The organism is Maribacter litoralis (assembly GCF_902506355.1).
GTDB lineage: Bacteria > Bacteroidota > Bacteroidia > Flavobacteriales > Flavobacteriaceae > Maribacter > Maribacter litoralis.
Map to the genome: position 1 here is coordinate 3,878,092 of NZ_LR733271.1, position 19,217 is coordinate 3,897,308.

General features: G+C 35.3%; 22 protein-coding genes. 1 reads left to right on the forward strand and 21 read right to left on the reverse strand.

Features of this window, described 5'->3' with window-relative positions:
* Positions 1-31: 31 nt before the first annotated feature.
* The 20 genes from EXIGUO8A_RS16370 to EXIGUO8A_RS16465 all read right to left on the reverse strand — a co-directional run bounded on the left by EXIGUO8A_RS16370 (position 32) and on the right by EXIGUO8A_RS16465 (position 17,660).
* Positions 32-604, reverse strand: coding sequence for a Crp/Fnr family transcriptional regulator (locus tag EXIGUO8A_RS16370; protein WP_159303982.1), 573 nt, complete (start codon positions 602-604; stop codon positions 32-34).
* 55 nt (positions 605-659) lie between these two features.
* Positions 660-1,472, reverse strand: a complete 813-nt coding sequence (gene thiD, locus EXIGUO8A_RS16375; RefSeq protein WP_159303983.1) for a bifunctional hydroxymethylpyrimidine kinase/phosphomethylpyrimidine kinase — start codon at positions 1,470-1,472, stop codon at positions 660-662.
* The gene (gene tenA / locus EXIGUO8A_RS16380; RefSeq protein ID WP_159303984.1) at positions 1,460-2,113 is read right to left on the reverse strand and encodes a thiaminase II; all 654 of its coding nucleotides are present in this window, start codon (positions 2,111-2,113) and stop codon (positions 1,460-1,462) included. Before tenA ends, thiD begins: the two co-directional genes overlap by 13 nt.
* Positions 2,092-2,733 (reverse strand): thiamine phosphate synthase, encoded by a 642-nt coding sequence (thiE, locus tag EXIGUO8A_RS16385; RefSeq protein ID WP_159303985.1) that lies wholly within the window; start codon positions 2,731-2,733, stop codon positions 2,092-2,094. Before thiE ends, tenA begins: the two co-directional genes overlap by 22 nt.
* Positions 2,726-3,517, reverse strand: a complete 792-nt coding sequence (gene thiM / locus EXIGUO8A_RS16390) for a hydroxyethylthiazole kinase (protein ID WP_159303986.1) — start codon at positions 3,515-3,517, stop codon at positions 2,726-2,728. The genes thiE and thiM overlap by 8 nt, the downstream gene beginning before the upstream one ends.
* Positions 3,518-3,655: 138 nt before the next feature.
* Positions 3,656-4,756: a polysaccharide lyase family 7 protein gene (locus tag EXIGUO8A_RS16395; protein ID WP_159303987.1), complete on the reverse strand. Its 1,101-nt coding sequence runs from the start codon at positions 4,754-4,756 to the stop codon at positions 3,656-3,658.
* Between the two features lie 99 nt (positions 4,757-4,855).
* Positions 4,856-5,902, reverse strand: a complete 1,047-nt coding sequence (locus EXIGUO8A_RS16400; RefSeq protein WP_159303988.1) for a hypothetical protein — start codon at positions 5,900-5,902, stop codon at positions 4,856-4,858.
* A gap of 144 nt (positions 5,903-6,046) precedes the next feature.
* Positions 6,047-7,006, reverse strand: coding sequence for an NAD(P)-dependent alcohol dehydrogenase (locus EXIGUO8A_RS16405; protein ID WP_159303989.1), 960 nt, complete (start codon positions 7,004-7,006; stop codon positions 6,047-6,049).
* 21 nt (positions 7,007-7,027) lie between these two features.
* On the reverse strand, positions 7,028-8,017 hold the full coding sequence (locus tag EXIGUO8A_RS16410) for a 2-hydroxyacid dehydrogenase (protein WP_159303990.1): 990 nt from the start codon (positions 8,015-8,017) through the stop codon (positions 7,028-7,030).
* Positions 8,018-8,068: 51 nt separating this feature from the next.
* Complete coding sequence (locus EXIGUO8A_RS16415) at positions 8,069-8,794, reverse strand: siderophore-interacting protein (RefSeq protein WP_159303991.1); 726 nt, start codon at positions 8,792-8,794, stop codon at positions 8,069-8,071.
* A gap of 73 nt (positions 8,795-8,867) precedes the next feature.
* The gene (locus EXIGUO8A_RS16420) at positions 8,868-9,716 is read right to left on the reverse strand and encodes an SDR family oxidoreductase (protein WP_159303992.1); all 849 of its coding nucleotides are present in this window, start codon (positions 9,714-9,716) and stop codon (positions 8,868-8,870) included.
* Between the two features lie 89 nt (positions 9,717-9,805).
* Positions 9,806-10,432, reverse strand: coding sequence for a ferric reductase-like transmembrane domain-containing protein (locus EXIGUO8A_RS16425; RefSeq protein WP_159303993.1), 627 nt, complete (start codon positions 10,430-10,432; stop codon positions 9,806-9,808).
* A gap of 1 nt (position 10,433) precedes the next feature.
* Positions 10,434-10,631: a hypothetical protein gene (locus EXIGUO8A_RS16430; RefSeq protein WP_159303994.1), complete on the reverse strand. Its 198-nt coding sequence runs from the start codon at positions 10,629-10,631 to the stop codon at positions 10,434-10,436.
* Between the two features lies 1 nt (position 10,632).
* Positions 10,633-11,256, reverse strand: coding sequence for an O-methyltransferase (locus EXIGUO8A_RS16435; RefSeq protein WP_201304131.1), 624 nt, complete (start codon positions 11,254-11,256; stop codon positions 10,633-10,635).
* A 172-nt stretch (positions 11,257-11,428) separates the two neighbouring features.
* On the reverse strand, positions 11,429-12,883 hold the full coding sequence (locus EXIGUO8A_RS18820; RefSeq protein ID WP_236564506.1) for a nuclear transport factor 2 family protein: 1,455 nt from the start codon (positions 12,881-12,883) through the stop codon (positions 11,429-11,431).
* Between the two features lie 107 nt (positions 12,884-12,990).
* Positions 12,991-13,854: a helix-turn-helix domain-containing protein gene (locus EXIGUO8A_RS16445; protein ID WP_159303995.1), complete on the reverse strand. Its 864-nt coding sequence runs from the start codon at positions 13,852-13,854 to the stop codon at positions 12,991-12,993.
* A gap of 86 nt (positions 13,855-13,940) precedes the next feature.
* Entirely contained in the window at positions 13,941-15,275 is a 1,335-nt protein-coding gene (locus EXIGUO8A_RS16450; RefSeq protein ID WP_159303996.1) for a carboxypeptidase-like regulatory domain-containing protein, read from the reverse strand.
* Positions 15,276-15,389: 114 nt separating this feature from the next.
* Positions 15,390-15,953 carry a DUF2911 domain-containing protein gene (locus EXIGUO8A_RS16455; RefSeq protein ID WP_159303997.1) on the reverse strand — a complete coding sequence of 188 codons (564 nt, stop codon included), beginning with the start codon at positions 15,951-15,953 and terminating at the stop codon, positions 15,390-15,392.
* Positions 15,954-16,061: 108 nt separating this feature from the next.
* A complete protein-coding gene (locus EXIGUO8A_RS16460; protein WP_201304132.1) occupies positions 16,062-16,823 on the reverse strand; it encodes an SDR family NAD(P)-dependent oxidoreductase in 762 nt (253 codons plus the stop codon).
* A 108-nt stretch (positions 16,824-16,931) separates the two neighbouring features.
* Positions 16,932-17,660 (reverse strand): phosphatase PAP2 family protein, encoded by a 729-nt coding sequence (locus EXIGUO8A_RS16465; RefSeq protein WP_159303998.1) that lies wholly within the window; start codon positions 17,658-17,660, stop codon positions 16,932-16,934.
* 184 nt (positions 17,661-17,844) lie between these two features.
* Between EXIGUO8A_RS16465 and EXIGUO8A_RS16470 the strand changes: the two genes are divergently transcribed.
* Entirely contained in the window at positions 17,845-18,687 is an 843-nt protein-coding gene (locus tag EXIGUO8A_RS16470) for a 1,4-dihydroxy-2-naphthoyl-CoA synthase (protein WP_116770107.1), read from the forward strand.
* Here EXIGUO8A_RS16470 and EXIGUO8A_RS16475 read toward each other — a convergent pair.
* Positions 18,656-19,102, reverse strand: coding sequence for a hypothetical protein (locus EXIGUO8A_RS16475; protein WP_159303999.1), 447 nt, complete (start codon positions 19,100-19,102; stop codon positions 18,656-18,658). The genes EXIGUO8A_RS16470 and EXIGUO8A_RS16475 overlap by 32 nt on opposite strands.
* Positions 19,103-19,217: the final 115 nt, after the last annotated feature.

Here is a 19,217-nt window from a genome sequence, read left to right on the forward strand (position 1 = left end):
TAACCTACACGGTTAAAATAAATTGTGGGAGTTAGGACTCCTTTTTAATCTTGCTCAAAAATTCATGTGTAATACCCAAGTAGCTAGAGGTTTGCCTGTCTGTAAGTTTTGAAGCGATTTCTGGGTATTTTGAGGTAAAGTGAAGATATCTTTCTTTAGCTGTCAAACTCTGGTTACGTACCAATCGTCTTTGCCAGGCAACTACTGATTTTTGGAACATAATGCGAAACAGTTTCTCCGCTGATGGAATTGCTTCGTATAATTTTTCTTTATCAGTTTGAGAAATGATCAACAATTCACTGTCCTCAAGTGCTTGAATATTAAGTTCAGATGGTTTGTTATTCATAAAACTATCAATATCCATTAACCACCAATCTTTTGCAGCAAAAAACAAGGTGTTCTCATTTCCCTTTTTATCCAAAGTAAAAGTTCTAAAACAACCATCTAGCACAAAGCCTTCAAACTTGCAAATTTCACCTTGTTGCAATAAATACGCTTTTTTAGCTATGGACTTGGGTTGAAAGTAACTACAGAATTGCTCTTGTTCAGTTTTGGTTAACCGTACAATGTTATTAATATGCGCTAGTAGTAAATCGTAAATCATTTATAGCATGTTTATTCAAGCAATTCCAATTTGTCTTCAACAATTAAGATACCGCTTATATCCCAAAATGATTAATCGGGCCGTTACCTTCACCTAATATTTTATCTTTACCTGCAGCAATGGCCTGGTTTACATAGTTACATCCTTTGGTAATAGCTTCTTCCATGGATAGCCCCAAACTCAAATACGCCGCAATACTTGAAGAAAGACTACAACCTGTACCGTGAATGTTATTCGTATTGACCCTTGGGTTAGTAATTACCTTAACTTTTTTAGTCTCATAAATATAAAAAACATCGGTCATTATAAAGGAAGTATCATCTATATGCCCACCTTTCAACAATACCGACACCTGAAATTGTTCCCCAATTTTCTGTGCCATCGCTTCCATGTTATCACTAACTATTTTCTCGTCAATTAATAATTCTGCTTCAGGAATATTAGGAGTAATTAAATTGACGTTTGGTAGAAAATCCTTTAAACAAGCAATGGCATCGTCAGCAATTAATTTGTGACCCGAGGTACTGACCATTACAGGATCCAAGACGATATTCTTTGCCTTGTATTCGCTTAATTTATCCTGGACAACCTTTATTACCTCGCATGAATGAAGCATACCTATTTTTATCGCTCCAAAATCAATATCACTTAAAACAGCATCCAGTTGTTTTTCCAAATGAGCAATGGGTATAGCGTGTATATCTGTTACACCTAGCGTATTCTGAGCCGTGGTGGCCGTTATTACCGTAGCGGCATAAGCTCCGCAGGCACTAATACTTTTAATATCTGCCTGTATACCGGCACATCCGCCAGAATCGCTTCCGGCAATGCTCAATACACTTTTGTATGATGTTTTTATATTTTCCATGCTTCTTTGGTATAGGCGCTATCCCAAAACATCCATTCTAATTTTGATGCTTTTACAAAGGCAGCTTTCATTTTTTGCAATACTTCTTCCGAAGCGTTTGCGGCGTATTTATTCGTAATTACCACAGCATTGTTTACCGAGGTAGCGAACTCTTCTCCGCCATAGGTGTCGATCCAATCTTGGTACTGATTGTCCGCTTTATTGGTCTGGTGCTCTAGTATGTAATCTCCAATTTCTTTGTAAATCGTAAAACAGGGCAATACTGCCGCCAATGCTTCCTCCAATGAACGATTTGCTACCATTCGTGTTAAATAACTGGTGTACAGTTCACAAGTAGGTGAGGACTCATGTGCCAACTCATTATCTTTCAAGAAAATTTGGTGAAGCGCATTCTCTACATGTATAATACCTGTTGCCGAATCTAGAAAAAACTGTGTGTCGTCTTCATGTGGGCATTTTACGCCCAAAGTGGCAAGTACCTTTTTATACTCGGCCAAGTACATAGCATCTTGATTAATGTAAAACTGAAAAACATCTGAAGGTAAAGTACCGTTCATCAATTCTCTGATAAAGGGTTGCTGTTTTATGGCTTCTAGAATATAATCTGTCTGTTCTCTTGCTAGTTTGTACCAGTCTTGCATACTATTTCTTTAAGTTCTTTTGTTGCCGCTTCTGGGTGTTCCGCCTTTGATATAGCCGAAACAACCGCAATACCGTCGGCACCGTTTTCTATAATTTCTTGTGTATTGTTTTTATTGATGCCGCCAATGCAAACAATGGGTTTTGCATACAACTCTCTAATGGCTTTAAGTCCCGCTATACCCAATGGCTGTGCTAGGCCATTTGTTTTTGTATTGGTAGAGAAAATAGGGGAGATGCCGATATAATCTGCTGCCTGAGCATCTTTTTTTGCTGCTTGTTCCGTGTTACTTACCGATAGTCCAATAATCTTACTTTTGCCCATTAATCTACGTGATACATCATATGGCATATCCGTCTGACCAATGTGCACGCCATCGGTACATACCGCTAATGCAATATCCAATCGGTCATTGATGATCAATGGAATTTTATAGGTGTCGCATAATTCTTTGCAACGAATCGCTCTTCTATAAAAGGTAGCGGTATCACAACTTTTTTCCCGTAATTGGATAATGGTTGCCCCTCCTTTTAGGGCAGCTTCTAGAATAGCAAAAAAGATATTGTCATCCCTAATGCTATCATCCGTCACGAATATTAAAGCGTAATCTACTTTAAGCATTCGTTTTTACTTTTTCAGATAAGACTTCTGGTGAAAGTTCGTGAAGGCTATCGTAAAAATACATTTGAAAACTCCCTGGTCCGGCGCTCTTTTCATCTGCCATATCTCCGGCTACGCCCATTATCGCCATTGCCGCAACGGCAGCCAAATGTGCATTTTCTTCCACACCCAAACAGGCACCTACCAGTGCAGTTGCCGTACATCCCATTCCAGTGATTTTAGCCATAAGCGGACTCCCGTTTTCAATTTTGCTAACCGTATCTGCAGTTATGATATAATCTATGGCACCACTGATAACCACTGTGTTGTTAAGTTTTTTGGCTAGTAGGGTAGCGCCTTCAATGGCATCTTGGGTATCCATAGTACTATCCACCCCTTTTGTGGAATTGGTCAGTTTTGCCAATGCCATAATCTCGGATGCATTACCACGAATTACATTAGGTGTAGCTGTCTCTATAATTTTTTGGGCAACTTCTGTTCTATATGCAGACGCACCAACACCGACGGGATCAAATACGAACGGGGTGTTGGTCGCTTTAGCTTGTTCAGCAGCCATAAGCATACTTTCTACCCATTTTTCACTAAGTGTACCCATATTAATAACCAAGGAAGAGGAAATAGTAACAATATCTTTGACCTCTTCTTTAGCATGTGCCATTACAGGAGATGCACCAACTGCCAATAATGCATTGGCGGTATTGTTCATGACCACATAATTGGTAATGTTATGAACTAATGGTCCTTTAGTTTTTACTTGTTCTAATACGGATGAAATATTGCTCATTAAATAATTGTATTCGGTTATTTTATAGAACAACTAAGATCGTCATTTTCAAAAAAATAGAAAATAATACTGTATTACCTTTTTGATAAGTTATTAACGAAGTATTCTATAGTCTTAAATACGCTTTTGGGGGTCAATTTAATCGTTTTTAGTAAAATACCCTTCGTTTGATACAGCTGCATCGCTAACACTAATACTAGCTGTTTTGAACCAAACCTCTGCGTAGTTACCATCAGCATATTGCATTTTAATATCGCCGCCATGGGTTTCTGCTCCTGAACACCAGTTCATATTTTCATTTGGTGATTTTCCGTTGGTTTGATTATAAGCTCCTAATTTAAAAAAGCAGCCTTCGCCAGCGTATGCTTCTTTGCGTTCTACACCGTCTTGACCTATGGGAAAGAATAATTTTTTGGTTTGCTCTGGTATATCTGCTTTTGTAGTGTATTCTGATTCCAATAAATTTTTGGTGAACGTTTTGGTTTCGTGTCCGTCACTCATAAACTTTAAGCTCATTATTCCGTCCTTTACAACAACCTCATAGCTGAATTCTTCACCTAGCACTATGCCATCTTCAGGTTCTGCAGGGTAGGTATCTGCCGTTTTACCGACAACAGAAAAATCATTGCCCCAAACGGCAGTAGAGTAGTCCCACCTGCCAGAATTATCATCCCCAGCAGTATTGATCTCATAATGCCAGAACACAGAACCTTTGGTATGACCAGGGTATTTTTTATAGAATATTTTTAATGGTTCGTTCTCAAATGCATCGGCACTGTGAATTTGACCCACTACCACAGCGTGCGTTGAAGCAACACGGGCATCTCCCGTAGATGAAACGTTCATTACTTTTAAAGTTGCGGTTAGCTTATCATCTGCCGTTTTTGGGTACCATTTTTTAATCTGGGCCAACTCCGTTCTCGTATTATTTGATGTACCATGGGTTTCACCGCCGTTGGGTGCTTTAAAAACTACCCATTCATCTTTACCATCAGTTGTGGTATAGAAAAAATCTTTATTTTCAAAGTCATTTGCGATACCGACATTAGAACCATCGCTTAAAATTAATTTCCAATCATCGAAAAACGGAATTACTTCACTTGCGTAAACGGTTTCATCGGATTGATTTTCTATGGAAGTTTCTTCTGTAGTATCATTAGCTTTCTTGCTTGCATCTTTACAGCCTATGAAACAAAATATGAATAGTAATGAGGTTAAGGTAATTGTATGCTTTTTCATTTTTCTTATGGAATGAACCAATAAGGTATGAATAGTTTAAGTTGATACATTCTTAAAACTCACTTATTTTAGTACTGTAGTCAATTTCGATGTAGTAGATTATTTCAATTGACTAATAAAATTTTTAATAGCTCTACCTACAAAATCTCTTTCAGAAACTATAAATCTTTTATTGGTATCATTTTTTCTAAGAACAATGGTAAATAAATCTTTTTCATAATTTGATCCTCCAGAACTAAATGATGGGTTTACATTGTCATTACCCATATTCCTACTATACGTTTCTGTTCCAGTTAATTTAGGTTTAGATGAACTAATGAATGAAGCACTGCCTTTTGTCATTTGAAGTTTATATTCAAAATTTTCATCGCCACCAGCAGCTTTATAATTTTCGTAATTCTTAAAATATACATATTCAAAAGGATATTTTTTAATAGCAGATTTTATATACAAATTCAAAATTTTAGTAGCGTGATATTCTTCTTTGGTTGTACCCACAACGGCAAGTCTACTAGTCTCTAAATCATCTGGAATTCTCTGATCTTCTTTTTTAAATGAGATTCCATCAATAATTGTATTTATATTATTTAATTCTAGAAGGTAGCTTGACTCTTCTTGAGTAAAGCTTAGGTTATTCAAAAGCTCTGTATCATAAGTTTTTGAATCTATACCTTCATGATTAGACTTTAGTTTTGCTACTTCTTTCTCTAATTTCTTTATTATTGTGCCTCTATAATCTGATGAAGAATTTATGAAACCAGGTTTTAAGTGTAAAATCTCTTTTTTAGGATTTAAAATTTCAGGATTTTTATTAGAATCATTTTCAAAATAAAATAAGTCGTAATCTGGACCTTTGAAATGATGATATGTTAATAGAAAAATATATTTAACGTCCTTATTTTGAATATCAAATTCAATTTCCTTCAATGAAACCTGACTATTGGTATGAATGTATTTTCCAACCAAATTAAATCCATTTTTGATAATATTATCTTTGAAACGTTCTAATGTTTCTTCACTGTTATCAATAGAAGCTTGAGGATGAAAGATAAAAACAGTATTGCTATCTAAAGCGTCTTTTGGTAACTTTTGTGCTTGAATATTAAAAGCTATTAATAATATACTGGAAAATAGTATTCTACTCATTATTAAAGTATTTAGTTTAATGTAAACTCACATTAAACGATAAATAGAATTTATTATTGTAAAATAAAATTGGCTTGAACCAAGTAACTAACTCATTTACTTTTATAGCTGATTATATTTAAAAAAGCGGAACCTAGTATTAGTTTAGCCCTCCTTCCAATTCCAATCCACTACCACTTTACCTCGGGTACGCATTTTCTCTATATGTGTAATTGCATCTGATATTTGAGTATATGGATATATCTTTTCAATATGAACCTTAATCTTATTGTCTTTTACTAGAGATGCCAAAATTTCTAAATCTTGGGTATTGGCTTCAGCCGTAAATTGGGTTAAAGGGAACTTACTTAATGTATTTTTAAAAAGAACAGCAACCATATGACTCATAGTGGTAAAACCAACAATTACGCCTCTTTTACCCATTCTTTTATAGTCGGCATGCTTTAGGTTTCCGTGTGTATCAATAATTACATCATAATTACCATCGTGTTCATGAATGTTTACATTATCATAGGCAATGACATTATCGGCACCAATCGACTTTACAAAATCAACATTTTTGTTGGAGCAAATCGCAGTTACTTTAGCACCATAAATTTTTGCTATTTGAACTGCAAAATGACCAACACCTCCTGATGCTCCATTAATCAAGACAGATTCTCCATTTTGTAAGTTGCCATGAGTAATTAATGCTTGGTAAGCAGTTTGTGCGGCAATAGGAATACTTGCCATTATTGGGAAATCTATATGCTCTGGTATTTTTGCGCAAACGCTACTTTTTACGCTTAGGTATTCTGCAAAAGCACCATCTTCTATTGATTCACCAAACACTTTATCGCCAATATTAAAAGCTGTTACATTAGTGCCTACTTCTTCAACAATACCTGCAAAATCAGCACCCAAAATGGGCTCTTTGGGTTTAAAGAGTCCGAATGACAACCGAGCAAAAAGGGGTTTTCCACGAAGAATATGCCAATCTGCCGGATTCGCCGAATTTGCCATCACCTTAACTAAAATATGATGATCCTTTACAACAGGTTTGGCAACTTCTTCTAGTTGTAGCACTTCTGGTCCGCCATAAACTTTTCTGGTAAATGCTTTCATGTCATCTGTAATTGATTTTATTTACTTCACCTCGTTCTCTAGCTCACTGTCAGTCTCAAATGATTTTATATTTTTTAAAGTAATCGTGGTTATTTGATCCATGGCTTCCTTAGTAAAATATGCTTGATGAGAAGTTATCAACACGTTGGGGAAACTCAATAATCTCAAAATCATATCATCTTGAATAATATGTTCAGAAAGGTCCTCAAAAAACAGATTTTCTTCTTGCTCATAAACATCGATACCCAAGTAGCCTATTTTTCTATTTTTGAGTCCTTCGATAGCATCTTCCGTTTTGATCAAGGCGCCTCTACTGGTATTGACAATCATAACACCATCTTTCATTTTAGCAATGGAATCTTCATTGACAATATGTTTGGTGTGCTTGTTTAAAGGGCAGTGCAGCGATATAATATCCGATTGACCGAACACCTCTTCTAAAGGAAAAAATTCGACTCCCTCGGCTACTAGTTCTTCATTCTCAGCAATATCGTACGCAATAATCTTACAACCGAATCCCTTTAATAATTTACAGAACGTAGTTCCTATTTTTCCCGTTCCAATAACGCCTATGGTTTTATTGTTTAAATTGAAACCAATAAGGTTCTTTAATGAAAAGTTACCTTCCCTAACTCTGTTGTAGGCTTTGTGCGTTTTACGGTTAAGGGTTAAAATTAATGCTAAGGCATGTTCGGCAACAGCTTCTGGTGAATAAGCAGGAACTCGAACAACTTTTATAGCTGCTTTCTCTGCAGCTTCTAAATCAACATTGTTATAGCCAGCACATCGAAGTGCTATAAGTTGAATACCATTTGAAGACAGTATTTTAATGGTTTCTTCATTGACCACATCATTTACAAAAACACATACCACATTGCAATCTGCCGAAAGTTTTGCGGTATCAGCATTTAATGCCGTCTCATAAAATGAAAAGTTATAATCGTATTCGGTATTATACTTTTCAAAATACTCTTGGTCGTAAGATTTGGTACTGAAAACAGCTATGTTCATTAAGATAATATTGATGATGAATAATATCTTAAAGTTAGCTATACCAATTTACTATTCCAATCCCTTTTTCTCAGGATTCCAGAAAGGTTTGGTTTTTATTTGTTTGGCACTCCAGTTCAGTTCTTTTCTAAAGTAATTGGTCAATGCTATACAAACTCTACTATCACCCGCTATATATACCATTTTATTACCTTTCATCTCAGGAACGATGGAATTTAATTCTTGGATTATTTCTACGGAAGGATTTTCATTTAGCACATGGAAATCGAAAGGTTTGTTATCCGAAATATCTTTGAAAAAATCTTCATTACTTTGGCTATATACAAAGCTTTTTACTTGTTTGGAATTCGGCAAGTTTCTATTGATGATATAAAGATGGGAGAGTGCGGATATATCACCGATCAATAGATAGCTATCAGCGTTGGTGTCAATCAAAAACTTACCTTTTTTCCATTTAAAATATACAGTATCATTAGGGGTACAGCTTTCTACCCATTTTGCACCAATACCTTGGCTATGCGTTGCTATGGCTATATCGATGGTATTTTTCTCTTTATCGATATCCCAAACACTATAACTCCTAACTTTATCTTTCATAGAAATTTCATCCTGTCCAATGCCCACGCCTAATCTTATAAAGTGCCCTGGCACAAAATCATACGAAGCAATGTCTTCACTCTGTATCCGGATTTTATATACAGATTCCGACAGTTTTGTATTTTCTATGATGGTTCCTTTCTCAAGAACTTTTTTTATGATGGATTCGACTATGCCCATATTTTGTATTCAAATTAAAAGCAAAGTACAGATGTTTTAAACAACATGTACTTTGCTCTTTTATACTCTTTAGTTATTGTGCTTTAAACTCAGAAATCATGTCAAATAGTGATTTATGTTCTCTACCTGCAGCCTTTTCATAATCTGATGGTACATCGTTGGCGCCGCTTTTAATACCTTCATAAATACCGGCAATAACGGTACCTAAAAATTCGCCTAGAGCAGCTTTTCTTTCTGCGGCATAGGCTTCAACGGTAACAGAATTGTAAATTAAATCTGTGCCATACACCTTATTGATGTTTTCGGCCAACTCACTTTGTGTAACAGGTTTTCCAACTAGGTTATAAACATTACCATTGTGTTTATCTTCAATGAGTATTTTGGCATACGCATAGCCCAGTTCTTCTCTGCTGGTATACGTACATTTTCCTTGACCCGCACAGTTTTCTATTCTTCCTTCTTTTACATAGGTATCTATATATTCCAAATCTGGTTCTATATAAATTCCGTTTCTACCTATTACCCAATTGAGTCCAGAATCCTGTACATCTTTTTCTGTTTGCCTATTACTTTGTACGATAGGGCTAAAGGCATTTTTATCATCATCACCGACAATACTGGTGTATACTATTTTTTGTACTCCATTTTGTTTTGCAGCTTCAATTACATTTCTGTGTTGCTGAATTCGTTTTTGAGGTTCATCCATGCCAGATACCAAAAGAACGGCATCTACACTCTGTAATGCTTCATTAAAATCTTCGCGGCTATTGTAGTCTCCTTTTCTGATTTCTACATCTAAATATGTAGCTTTTTCAGGTGTTCTGGCAATGCCAATGACATTTTCTTTGCCTATTAAATTGATAAGATGCTTTACAATTGATGCACCTAATTTTCCACTTGCCGATGTTACTGCTATTTTCATTTCATTCTATTTTTACTCGTTAATTGAGATTATATTTATTCCTTATCTCAGAACCAACTGTCTGTTTTATAAATAACTACTTAATTTTCTTAAGCTGCTTGAGTTTTATTCTTTCTTCTGCTCATAATTTTTTCTTTTACTGACGGAATTCTAATTATGAAACCAATACCCACGATAACCGCATAAATAATCCATGTTTTTTCTAAAATGGCTACGTGTAAAAGGCTAAGTATGATCGCTGCATATGCCCAACTTTGAAGCTTTTTCCATGTCCGTTTTAATTTTTTCATCCACTTTCTATTAGAAGTGAACATTAACGGAATCAATATTAATACAGCTATGAAACCGGCTACATAATTGAATTGGGTAAAGGTTTCTGAAAAACCTTCTGCCCATATAAATATGACAAAATGTAACAAACTCCATACTGCCGTAGCAATGCCCATAGCTTGTCTTACAAATAGATTATTAACACCAAATAAGATAAAGAAAGGGGTAAAGGTCAATACAGCTGTCATCCATCTTATTGAAAATTCACCTGTGATATGATATAACATTTCTAAAGTTGACATGCCTTCTTTACCACCATTTTCAGCTAAAGTCAAAACAAAACCATTAGAAGTATCTATTTTAAACAAATTGCTTAAAATAAACATTGGCAATATTGCAAGAATGGTTACAATGATCCAGCCATAATTCTTTTTCAAAAATGTCATATTATAATGAAGCTTTTAATTCGTTCAATTCTTTTTCCAAAGCTTCTGCTTTATCCTTAAATTTTTGCATTGCATTTTTCATTTGACCAATTTTTTTGAATGCCTCATCATCTTGTACTGCGGTGTACGTTGTTACACCATCTTTTTCTTTGAATTTCGACTTGCTGCCACATGTTGGGCAAATTTTTATATCACTCATACTATTTAGATTTAATTATTACCACTTTACCGTCATACTTTGGTGTTAAATGGTATTTGTTTGTTAGTTGTATCGCTTTTAAAAATCGTTTTGTATCGTGCATTTCTGCATTATCCACGTATACTATTGTTTTACTATGAAAATTAGGTTCTAGCATCTGAAAAAGGGACAAGTATAGATCTTTCCATCCATCAAGAAATAATAAATCTATAGGTTCTGAATACCCTTTTAATGTATTTATAGCATCGCCAATTCTCATTTCTATTAGGTGGTCAACACCTGCATTTTTAAAATTCTCAATGGCTTTTTTTGCTTTAGAATCTATGAGTTCGGTTGTAACAATAGTGCCATTTGTTTCTAGAATTCCCTCGGCTAAATACAAGGTAGATATACCGAATGAAGAACCAAATTCAACCACATTTTTAATACGATTCTCTTTTATGAGCTGTACTACATCTTCCCCTTGCTTTTTTGAGATTGCCAGATAGGTATCCTTAAAATGTATTGGTTGAATAGGACCTAGAATGCTTTTCCCCAAAGCCTTCATTATTCTTATCTCGTCAAATTTGGCATCTTCGAACAAATCTGCCAATGTAGATTCTATTTGTTGGTGTGCTACAATCATAATATTTGAACCTTTTAAAAGGAACAACCGTGTTAACGGCTATTCCTTTTCAATTAATTTTATTGGCACCGCCAAAGGGTATAATACCCCGAGGCTTGCCTCGAATTTAAAAGTTTGTTTCCTTTTTATGCCTCATGGGCTTGTCCTTTAGGGTTTTACTCTCTAGAGCGGATTAGAATTTACCATTCTCGTTTTTCCATTCAGATTTTGCAGGTATCGTAGCGATAACATCCCAATGTTCTACTATTAAACCATCTTCTAATCTAAACAGATCATAGTAAGCGGTATGGTCACCCTTACCGAATTTGCCTTCACTAACACATAGTACAAAGTTACCTTGACCCAAAACCATATGTAGTTCATCATACTGCATTACTAATCCGTTTTCTGCAAAATATTTCATAGCCGCCCCAAAACCATCCAAGCCATCTGCTACTGCGGGATTATGTTGAATGTAAGTTGTTGGGTTAATGTAATTGGCTACTTTATCCATTTCATGATTTAATAGCACATTTTCTATAAAACCTCTAACTACGGCTTTATTCGCTTCTGTTTTATTTAGATCAGCCAAAGTTGTTGCACCGTCAAATTGAGTTCTTCCACTTGGGTTTGGCTTTTGAATAGGCAATAGGTTGTCCCAGTGCTCAACAATTAATCCGTCTTCGAATCGGAAAATATCAAATCCTGCTTTTGGTCCGAAGAAATCATATTCAGTGTGCGTAAACACATAATCCCCATCTTGAAACGCACGTAGTACATTTGCTTTAAATCCGCCTTCCGGGGCATGTTGCATTATTTCACCAAAACCTTGTAAGCCATCTGCCACACCTAAGTTATGCTGAATGTACTTATTGGGATTAATGTAAGAAATAGGTGTTTGGTCACCTGTATTGAAGCTGTTCAATAAAGCTACTACTTTATCTTTATTCGATAATGCAACATTCTTCAAAGAAGTAAGCGATTGAAATCTGATCATATCTATGGTGGACTGAACCATCATTCCCATAAATTCTTTAGCTACTGCAGCGTTCATAAAATCATTGATTACTGCATCTGAATGCGCTTTTGTGTCCCAATACGCAACAGCAACTTGTTCCCCGGTTTCATTGAACCCAGTAATTCGTTGTAAAAATCCGGTTTGTTTTTCGCTGAATTCTGGTCCAACCCTGTCATTTACTGCATTAAAAGCTTCAACATTGGCACCTTCTTTTAATTCAAAGGTCATTACTTCTGTAAATGTGCTATTCGTAGCCGTAAATTCATCGGTTGTTGTAAAACGAGACATTTTCATTGTGGAACCATCGATCATGCCCGCATAGTTGGCAACAGATTCATCTGACATAAATTTATTCATTGAAGCTTCTGCATCGGCAAGTGATTTCCAATATACCAATACCACATATCTTCCTTGCTCGTCAATACCACTTTGACGTCTTATAAAACCAGGCTGCTTACTTGTAAAAGTTTCTTCTATTTCAGCATCAAGTTCATTAAACTCCAATTCACTTACGGTTGTTTTGATATTGAAACTGGTGACCTCTAAAACAGTCTCAACTTTTTTTTCTGGGCTGTTACAGCTGGCGATTGCCATTGCAAACAGACTAATTGCAAATAATTTTGATTTCATAATTTTCATTTTAGTTGATTTTAAGTGTAATTCTACACTGCAAAACTAAAATGGGAATGACGGTATTCCGTTATCAATATGAGACTAAGAATGGTAAATGTGAGTAATTATACCGAACTGGTTCTAAATGCCTTAGGGGAAACACCAACATTTTTTTTGAAAAATTTGGTGAAATTTGTCAGCTCGTCAAAGCCAGTTTCATACGCTATCTCTTTAAAACCATTATCTGTACTGACAATAGATCTTTTGGCCTCAAGAATTACATAGCCATCAATAAAGGTTTTAGCTGTATCCAATGTAAACTCCTTAACCACTTCATTTAGGTGTTTGGTAGTAATGGTAAGCATTTCGGCATAGTCTTTCACATTTCTTGTAGTAGCATAATTTTGCTCTACTAAATTTTTAAATGCTATAAAAACCGTATAGTTCTTAATATTATTTTGAGGTGATTGCTGATTATATTCCCGTTCAAGTCTCAGTAAATAGAGATTGATCAAAGAGGCTACTATATTGTTTCTTGCAAAGGTGTTTGAATTTGTAAGTTCTGTATTCAATTCCTGTAAAAAAGAATGGTTGAGCTCCTCGTTTTGTGAAATAGGGGACGTAACATGATAATTATACAGATGCGATATCATATTGATTGAGGATTTTGAGAAGTGGTTCATGACAAAATCTTCTGTAAACAACACCAAAAATCCTTTATAAGCAGCATTTTTTTGAAAGGCATGAACTTGACCTTTTGCCAACTTTAATACCGAACCTCTTTTAACGGCATAATCCTTTAAGTCTACTTGATGTGTACCCTTACCCTCTGTAACGATCAGTAAGGCAAAAAAATGAATTCTATGTGGTTGGGTAGGGTTGTGGTCTGCGATTTCAGGTATTCTTGCAAAAAACTGTGTTAAGTTCAAACATTCGAAACTATACTTGTTTTCGGCATCTTGAAATGATATGTCGGGTATGTTTTTCAACTTAAGGGATCGAAAATATTACAATCTTACAAACAACAATTAAATGCTCGTATACATAGTCTTTTACTAAGCTACAATAATACTACTTATTTGCTAAGTGATTGAATAACCTTGGTATTTTCAAATTCATTTAGATGTATGGAATATAAACCGTTTAATGGTTCTGATTTATACCTTTCTTCATACCTGCCTCCAACAATATATAGTTTGTTTTCATAATAAAGCATTTGGGCTTCGTGAATATTTAGGTCTATATTAAATTCTATTAGACGTTTAGAAAGTGTATTGAAAGTATAAATTTTACCATGATCAAAAATGTAGATAGTGTTTTTATAACTTGTTATAGCTGGGTTTGCTAAACCAAATGGTAATTCGTTTTCAATTTGCCACTCACCAGTTTCTAGGTTAAATGATTCAATTTCTTTTAATGGTTTTTCTTTATACCCTCCAATAGGGTAAATTTTATTACCTATGGTAACACCATTAATTTCCTTTGCAGTTGTCATATTTGGTAAATCATACCAATAGCCCGTTTTAGTGTTATAGAGGCGAGATAGATTAGAATATGTTTTAGGACCATCTAATTTTCTTTTAGTTGAACCTCCCATAACAATTATGTTATCTTCAATAGAAAATGCAGCAAAATTTAATGCTTGATGTGGATTGATATGATCTATTTGTATTGTACTGTCACTAAGATTTAAAACTTCTATTTTATCATCTAAATATTCATGCATTCTATTGGTTGACAATCTTTTACCACCTATAATATATAAATGATTTTTAACAGTGGTAATGCGATGATATGCCCTTTTTCTAAACTTCAAATCTGAAATGTCCCATGAATCATTTTCAATATCATAAATCTGTAAAGCGTCACTATGGTTTTTCCAATTTTGGTTATTTTGTATTTTACGCATAAATTCTTCTGCAGTCAGTGAATTTTCTAGTGCAATTCTAATTTCATGTCTAAAAAATGTTTTATCACCTCCATGAATATATATATTACCATTAACTATCGTAGATCCAAAATTATGAACGCCAACTGGTAAAGAAGCTAATTTGGTAAAGGCTATGCTTGGTTTTCTTTTGCGATTACCAGACAAGGTAACCTCGTTAAGGTTTTCGGTCTTTTTTTGCAAGTAAACAACATAATTCCGCTCTTCTAATTCTAATACGGAATATGATTTAGGATGATAACCTAAAATGGTAAAAAATACCATTTGTGTAGATTTAAGTTCACTGTTTGATATTAAATTAAACTTTCCCATTCCATCAGAAGTAGTGCCAATTTGACCTTCCTTAACATAAATATTTACAAATTCGATGGGTTGATTTGTTTCTGCATCTAAAATGGTCCCTTCAATGTTCTGCCCAATAACTGTAAAAAAAGTAAAAAATAAGACTAATGATAATTTCATATTGTTTTAAATTTCTTTTAATAAAAATTGGGGGATTTATAGTTTCTTGTTATTTCAACTAATTGATGTTTTAGCTTTTTTTATTGAGTATTAAATACATTTCAATAATTAATTTTAATAACTTATTGGTATCTCGACCCGGTTCATATCCCAAGCAATATACATTAAGGCTATTCCGTTTTCTGAGTCTTCAAATTGTATAGAAAACTCTTCTACCGGATTACTATTATGTAGCACATGTGCGTTAATGCGTAAAACATCATTTTTTTCATCATAGCTATAATGTCCCCATTGATCAACTGCCTTGTTGAAAATTATGGTCCATACCTCTTCTGTGGGTATAGCGTACATGGTATACGTGCCTTCTCGTAGTAATTTACCATCCATTCGCACATCTTTGTAGACTTTTATTTCTGTAGCTTCATTGGCTCCTAATCGCCATAATTCATTGTATTTGACCATGCCACCAAAAACTTGTCGTCCTTTTTTCTGAGGTCTGCTGTAATCGACTTTAAGAATGGGAGAATCAGGTAAATTTCTTTCTGGAGCGAACTTTATGTCGTGAGCAAAATGGTCGGGTAAATAGGCTCTGTCTAGCGGACTCTTATCCAAACCTCTAAAATCTTGCGCCAAGCTTACAGTGGTGAACAGACCAATGCAAAAAGAAAACAGTATCATTTTTTTTATATTAGAGGCATTAAATTAGGTGTCTTAGTTTGTTCTTAAATTTAACGATTATATAAATGCAAGCACTTTGTATATGTGCGATTTCTAAAATGTATTTACCTATAACATTAACCCACCGGTTGCTTCAATTCGCTGACCATTGATCCAACCGGCATCTTCTGTACATAAAAAAGCTACAATTCCGCCAATATCCTCTGGTTCGCCAACGCGACCTAAAGCTGTATTACTGCTTATCTTTTGACGTCTTTCTTCATTGTCTTTATTGGCACCACCACCAAAATCGGTACCTACAGCACCAGGTGCCACCACATTTGCTCTTATTTTTTTGGAACTTAATTCTTTTGCTATAAACTTTGTTAATACATCAATACCACCTTTCATACTTGCATATGCAGATGAACCAGGTATGGTTACCCGTACCAGACCAGAAGATATATTAATGATTCCGCCACCATCATTCAATTGTTCAACTGCATGCTGCGTAAAAAAATAAACACCTTTTAAATGAATGTTCATCATAGCATCAAAATCAGCTTCTGTAGTTTCTAAAAATGGCTTGTAAATTCCTGTTCCCGCATTATTTATCAAATAGTCAAATTTAGCTGAGCGATAATTTTCATTCAAATACATGCTAATTCTCTTAAAGAAACTAGAGAAATTAGAGGTATCACTTGTATCTAATTGTAACGCCCTTGCTTTTTGTCCTAATTTTTCAATCTCTTTTACAACATCATTAGCAGCTGCTTTTTTAGAATGATATGTGATGATTACATCCAATCCTTTTTCGGCGATTTTTAAAGCTATATTCTTTCCTATTCCACGGCTACCGCCTGTTACCAATGCTATTTTAGTTGTCGACATAATTTTTGTTGTTTGTAATTCTTTTGAGCTTTTGCCTTACTCTAAGGTATTGAAATCAACACCGATTAAAAGCTTAGCTACGTTATATTAACATTAAAGTTATATTCATTATGTTTTTGGATCGCGTCTAAACAATTGGATCAAATCAAAGACAAGTACACAGAAAACTACCCAAATAAATCCGGCAATAAATCCACCTGCAATGTCCGATGGAAAATGTACACCTAAGTAAATACGGCTAATACCTATACTTAATATGAGAACCGTCAATAACAGCACCAACAAGTATTTAAAGGTCTTCTGAATTTTGAATTTTAGCACTAAAAAAATAAGAAAACCGTAAAATGCCATGGCACTCATGGCATGTCCGCTGGGATAACTTAAGGTCTCTACTGATACTAAATGTTCAATTCCCGGTCTTGCGCGATCAATGAATCTTTTTAACATCATGTTCGAAATGGTTGCCAAAGCTAGCACCAAAGTTGCTTGAACAACATATTTCCAACGTTTAAAAACCAATAAGGAAATCAACAGGAAAATGGTCAACACTATCAAATAACCATAAGTGTCACCTACATTGGTCATAAACTTAAAATATGCCGTTAATGTTGGTGTTCGATGAGAAATAACATAATCTGTAATAGCGGTATCATAATTGGCGAGCATTTCGGTTTTTAGCGTATCCGTTAGTTCAACAAATAAGTTTATACCGCCAACCACTATAACAAGCGCAATAATTACCGTAATAACATAGGGTAAGGTAGTATTGTATTGGTTAAGCTTGTTCTCAAGGAATTGCCTGAGAGATTTTATAAATGCAAATAGTGATTGTTTCATGAACTAGAATCTTAATTTAAGGGTAAACATAATAGTTATTGGATAAAACTAGTGTTTCAAACAAATTGATATCTAACTCGATTGAGTTAACCTCTTGAATTTATGTAGAGCTTGGTTGCATTCAAATTTGGACGAGTATACTTTGAACCCTTATCTTTATGCGATAATAGAATTGTTAGAAAATATGAAATCACCCAATTGGAAAACTGCCATAGAATTTGATGATATAACTTATAAAAAGTGTGAAGGAGTGGCACGTATCGCATTTAATAGACCTAATGTTCGTAATGCCTTTAGACCACATACCACTAGCGAGTTGATCAAAGCTTTTTATGATGCGCAAGAAGATACTTCTATAGGTGTTGTTTTGCTTTCTGCGGAAGGACCATCTACAAAAGACGGCATATGGTCATTCTGTTCCGGTGGTGATCAAAAGGCTAGGGGAGAGAAAGGTTATGTAGGGCAAGATGGGCAGCATAGACTGAATATTCTGGAGGTACAACGAATGATACGTTTTATGCCGAAAGTGGTTATTTGCGTAGTACCAGGTTGGGCCGTTGGTGGCGGACACAGTTTGCACGTGGTCTGTGATATGACTCTAGCCAGTAAGGAACACGCTATATTTAAACAAACCGATGCCGATGTAACCAGTTTTGATGGTGGGTACGGTTCTGCATATTTAGCAAAAATGGTGGGACAGAAAAAGGCTCGTGAAATATTCTTTTTAGGAAGAAACTATTCTGCGCAAGATGCTTTTGAAATGGGTATGGTAAATGCCGTAATTCCGCATGAGGAGTTAGAAGACACTGCTTTTCAATGGGCACAAGAAGTATTGGAAAAATCACCAACTTCTATAAAAATGCTGAAGTTCTCAATGAACTTAACCGATGATGGTATGGTGGGTCAACAAGTTTTTGCCGGTGAAGCCACAAGACTAGCCTATATGACAGAAGAAGCAAAAGAAGGAAGAAACGCATTTTTGGAAAAGCGTAAACCTAATTTTGGAAAGGATAATTGGCTACCGTAAGTTGGTTGTCCGTTGATGGTTGTCCGTTGATGGTTGTCCGTTGATGGTTGTCCGTTGATGGTTGTCCGTTGATGGTTGTCCGTTGATGGTTGTCCGTTGATGGTTGTCCGTTGATGGTTGTCCGTTGATGGTTGTCCGTTGATGTTCGTTGATGGTTGTTCGTTGATGGTTGTTCGTTGATGGTTGTTCGTTGATGGTTGTTCGTTGATGGTTGTTCGTTGATGGTTGTTCGTTGATGGTTGTTCGTTGATGGTTGTTCGTTGATGGTTGTTCGTTGATGGTGGTTGTCCGTTGATGGTTGTCCGTTGATGGTTGTCCGTTGATGGTTGTCCGTTGATGGTTGTCCGTTGATGGTTGTCCGTTGATGGTTGTCCGTTGATGGTTGTCCGTTGATGGTTGTATTAAAAAAGTTCATTTTCCAGGGAAAATGAACTTTTTTAGGCTAAAGGCTTAAAGAGATTGTTGGAACGCGAAGCGTTTCCGAATTAATTAAGGAGTACTTAATACTTAGTACTTTTTACTTCATACTT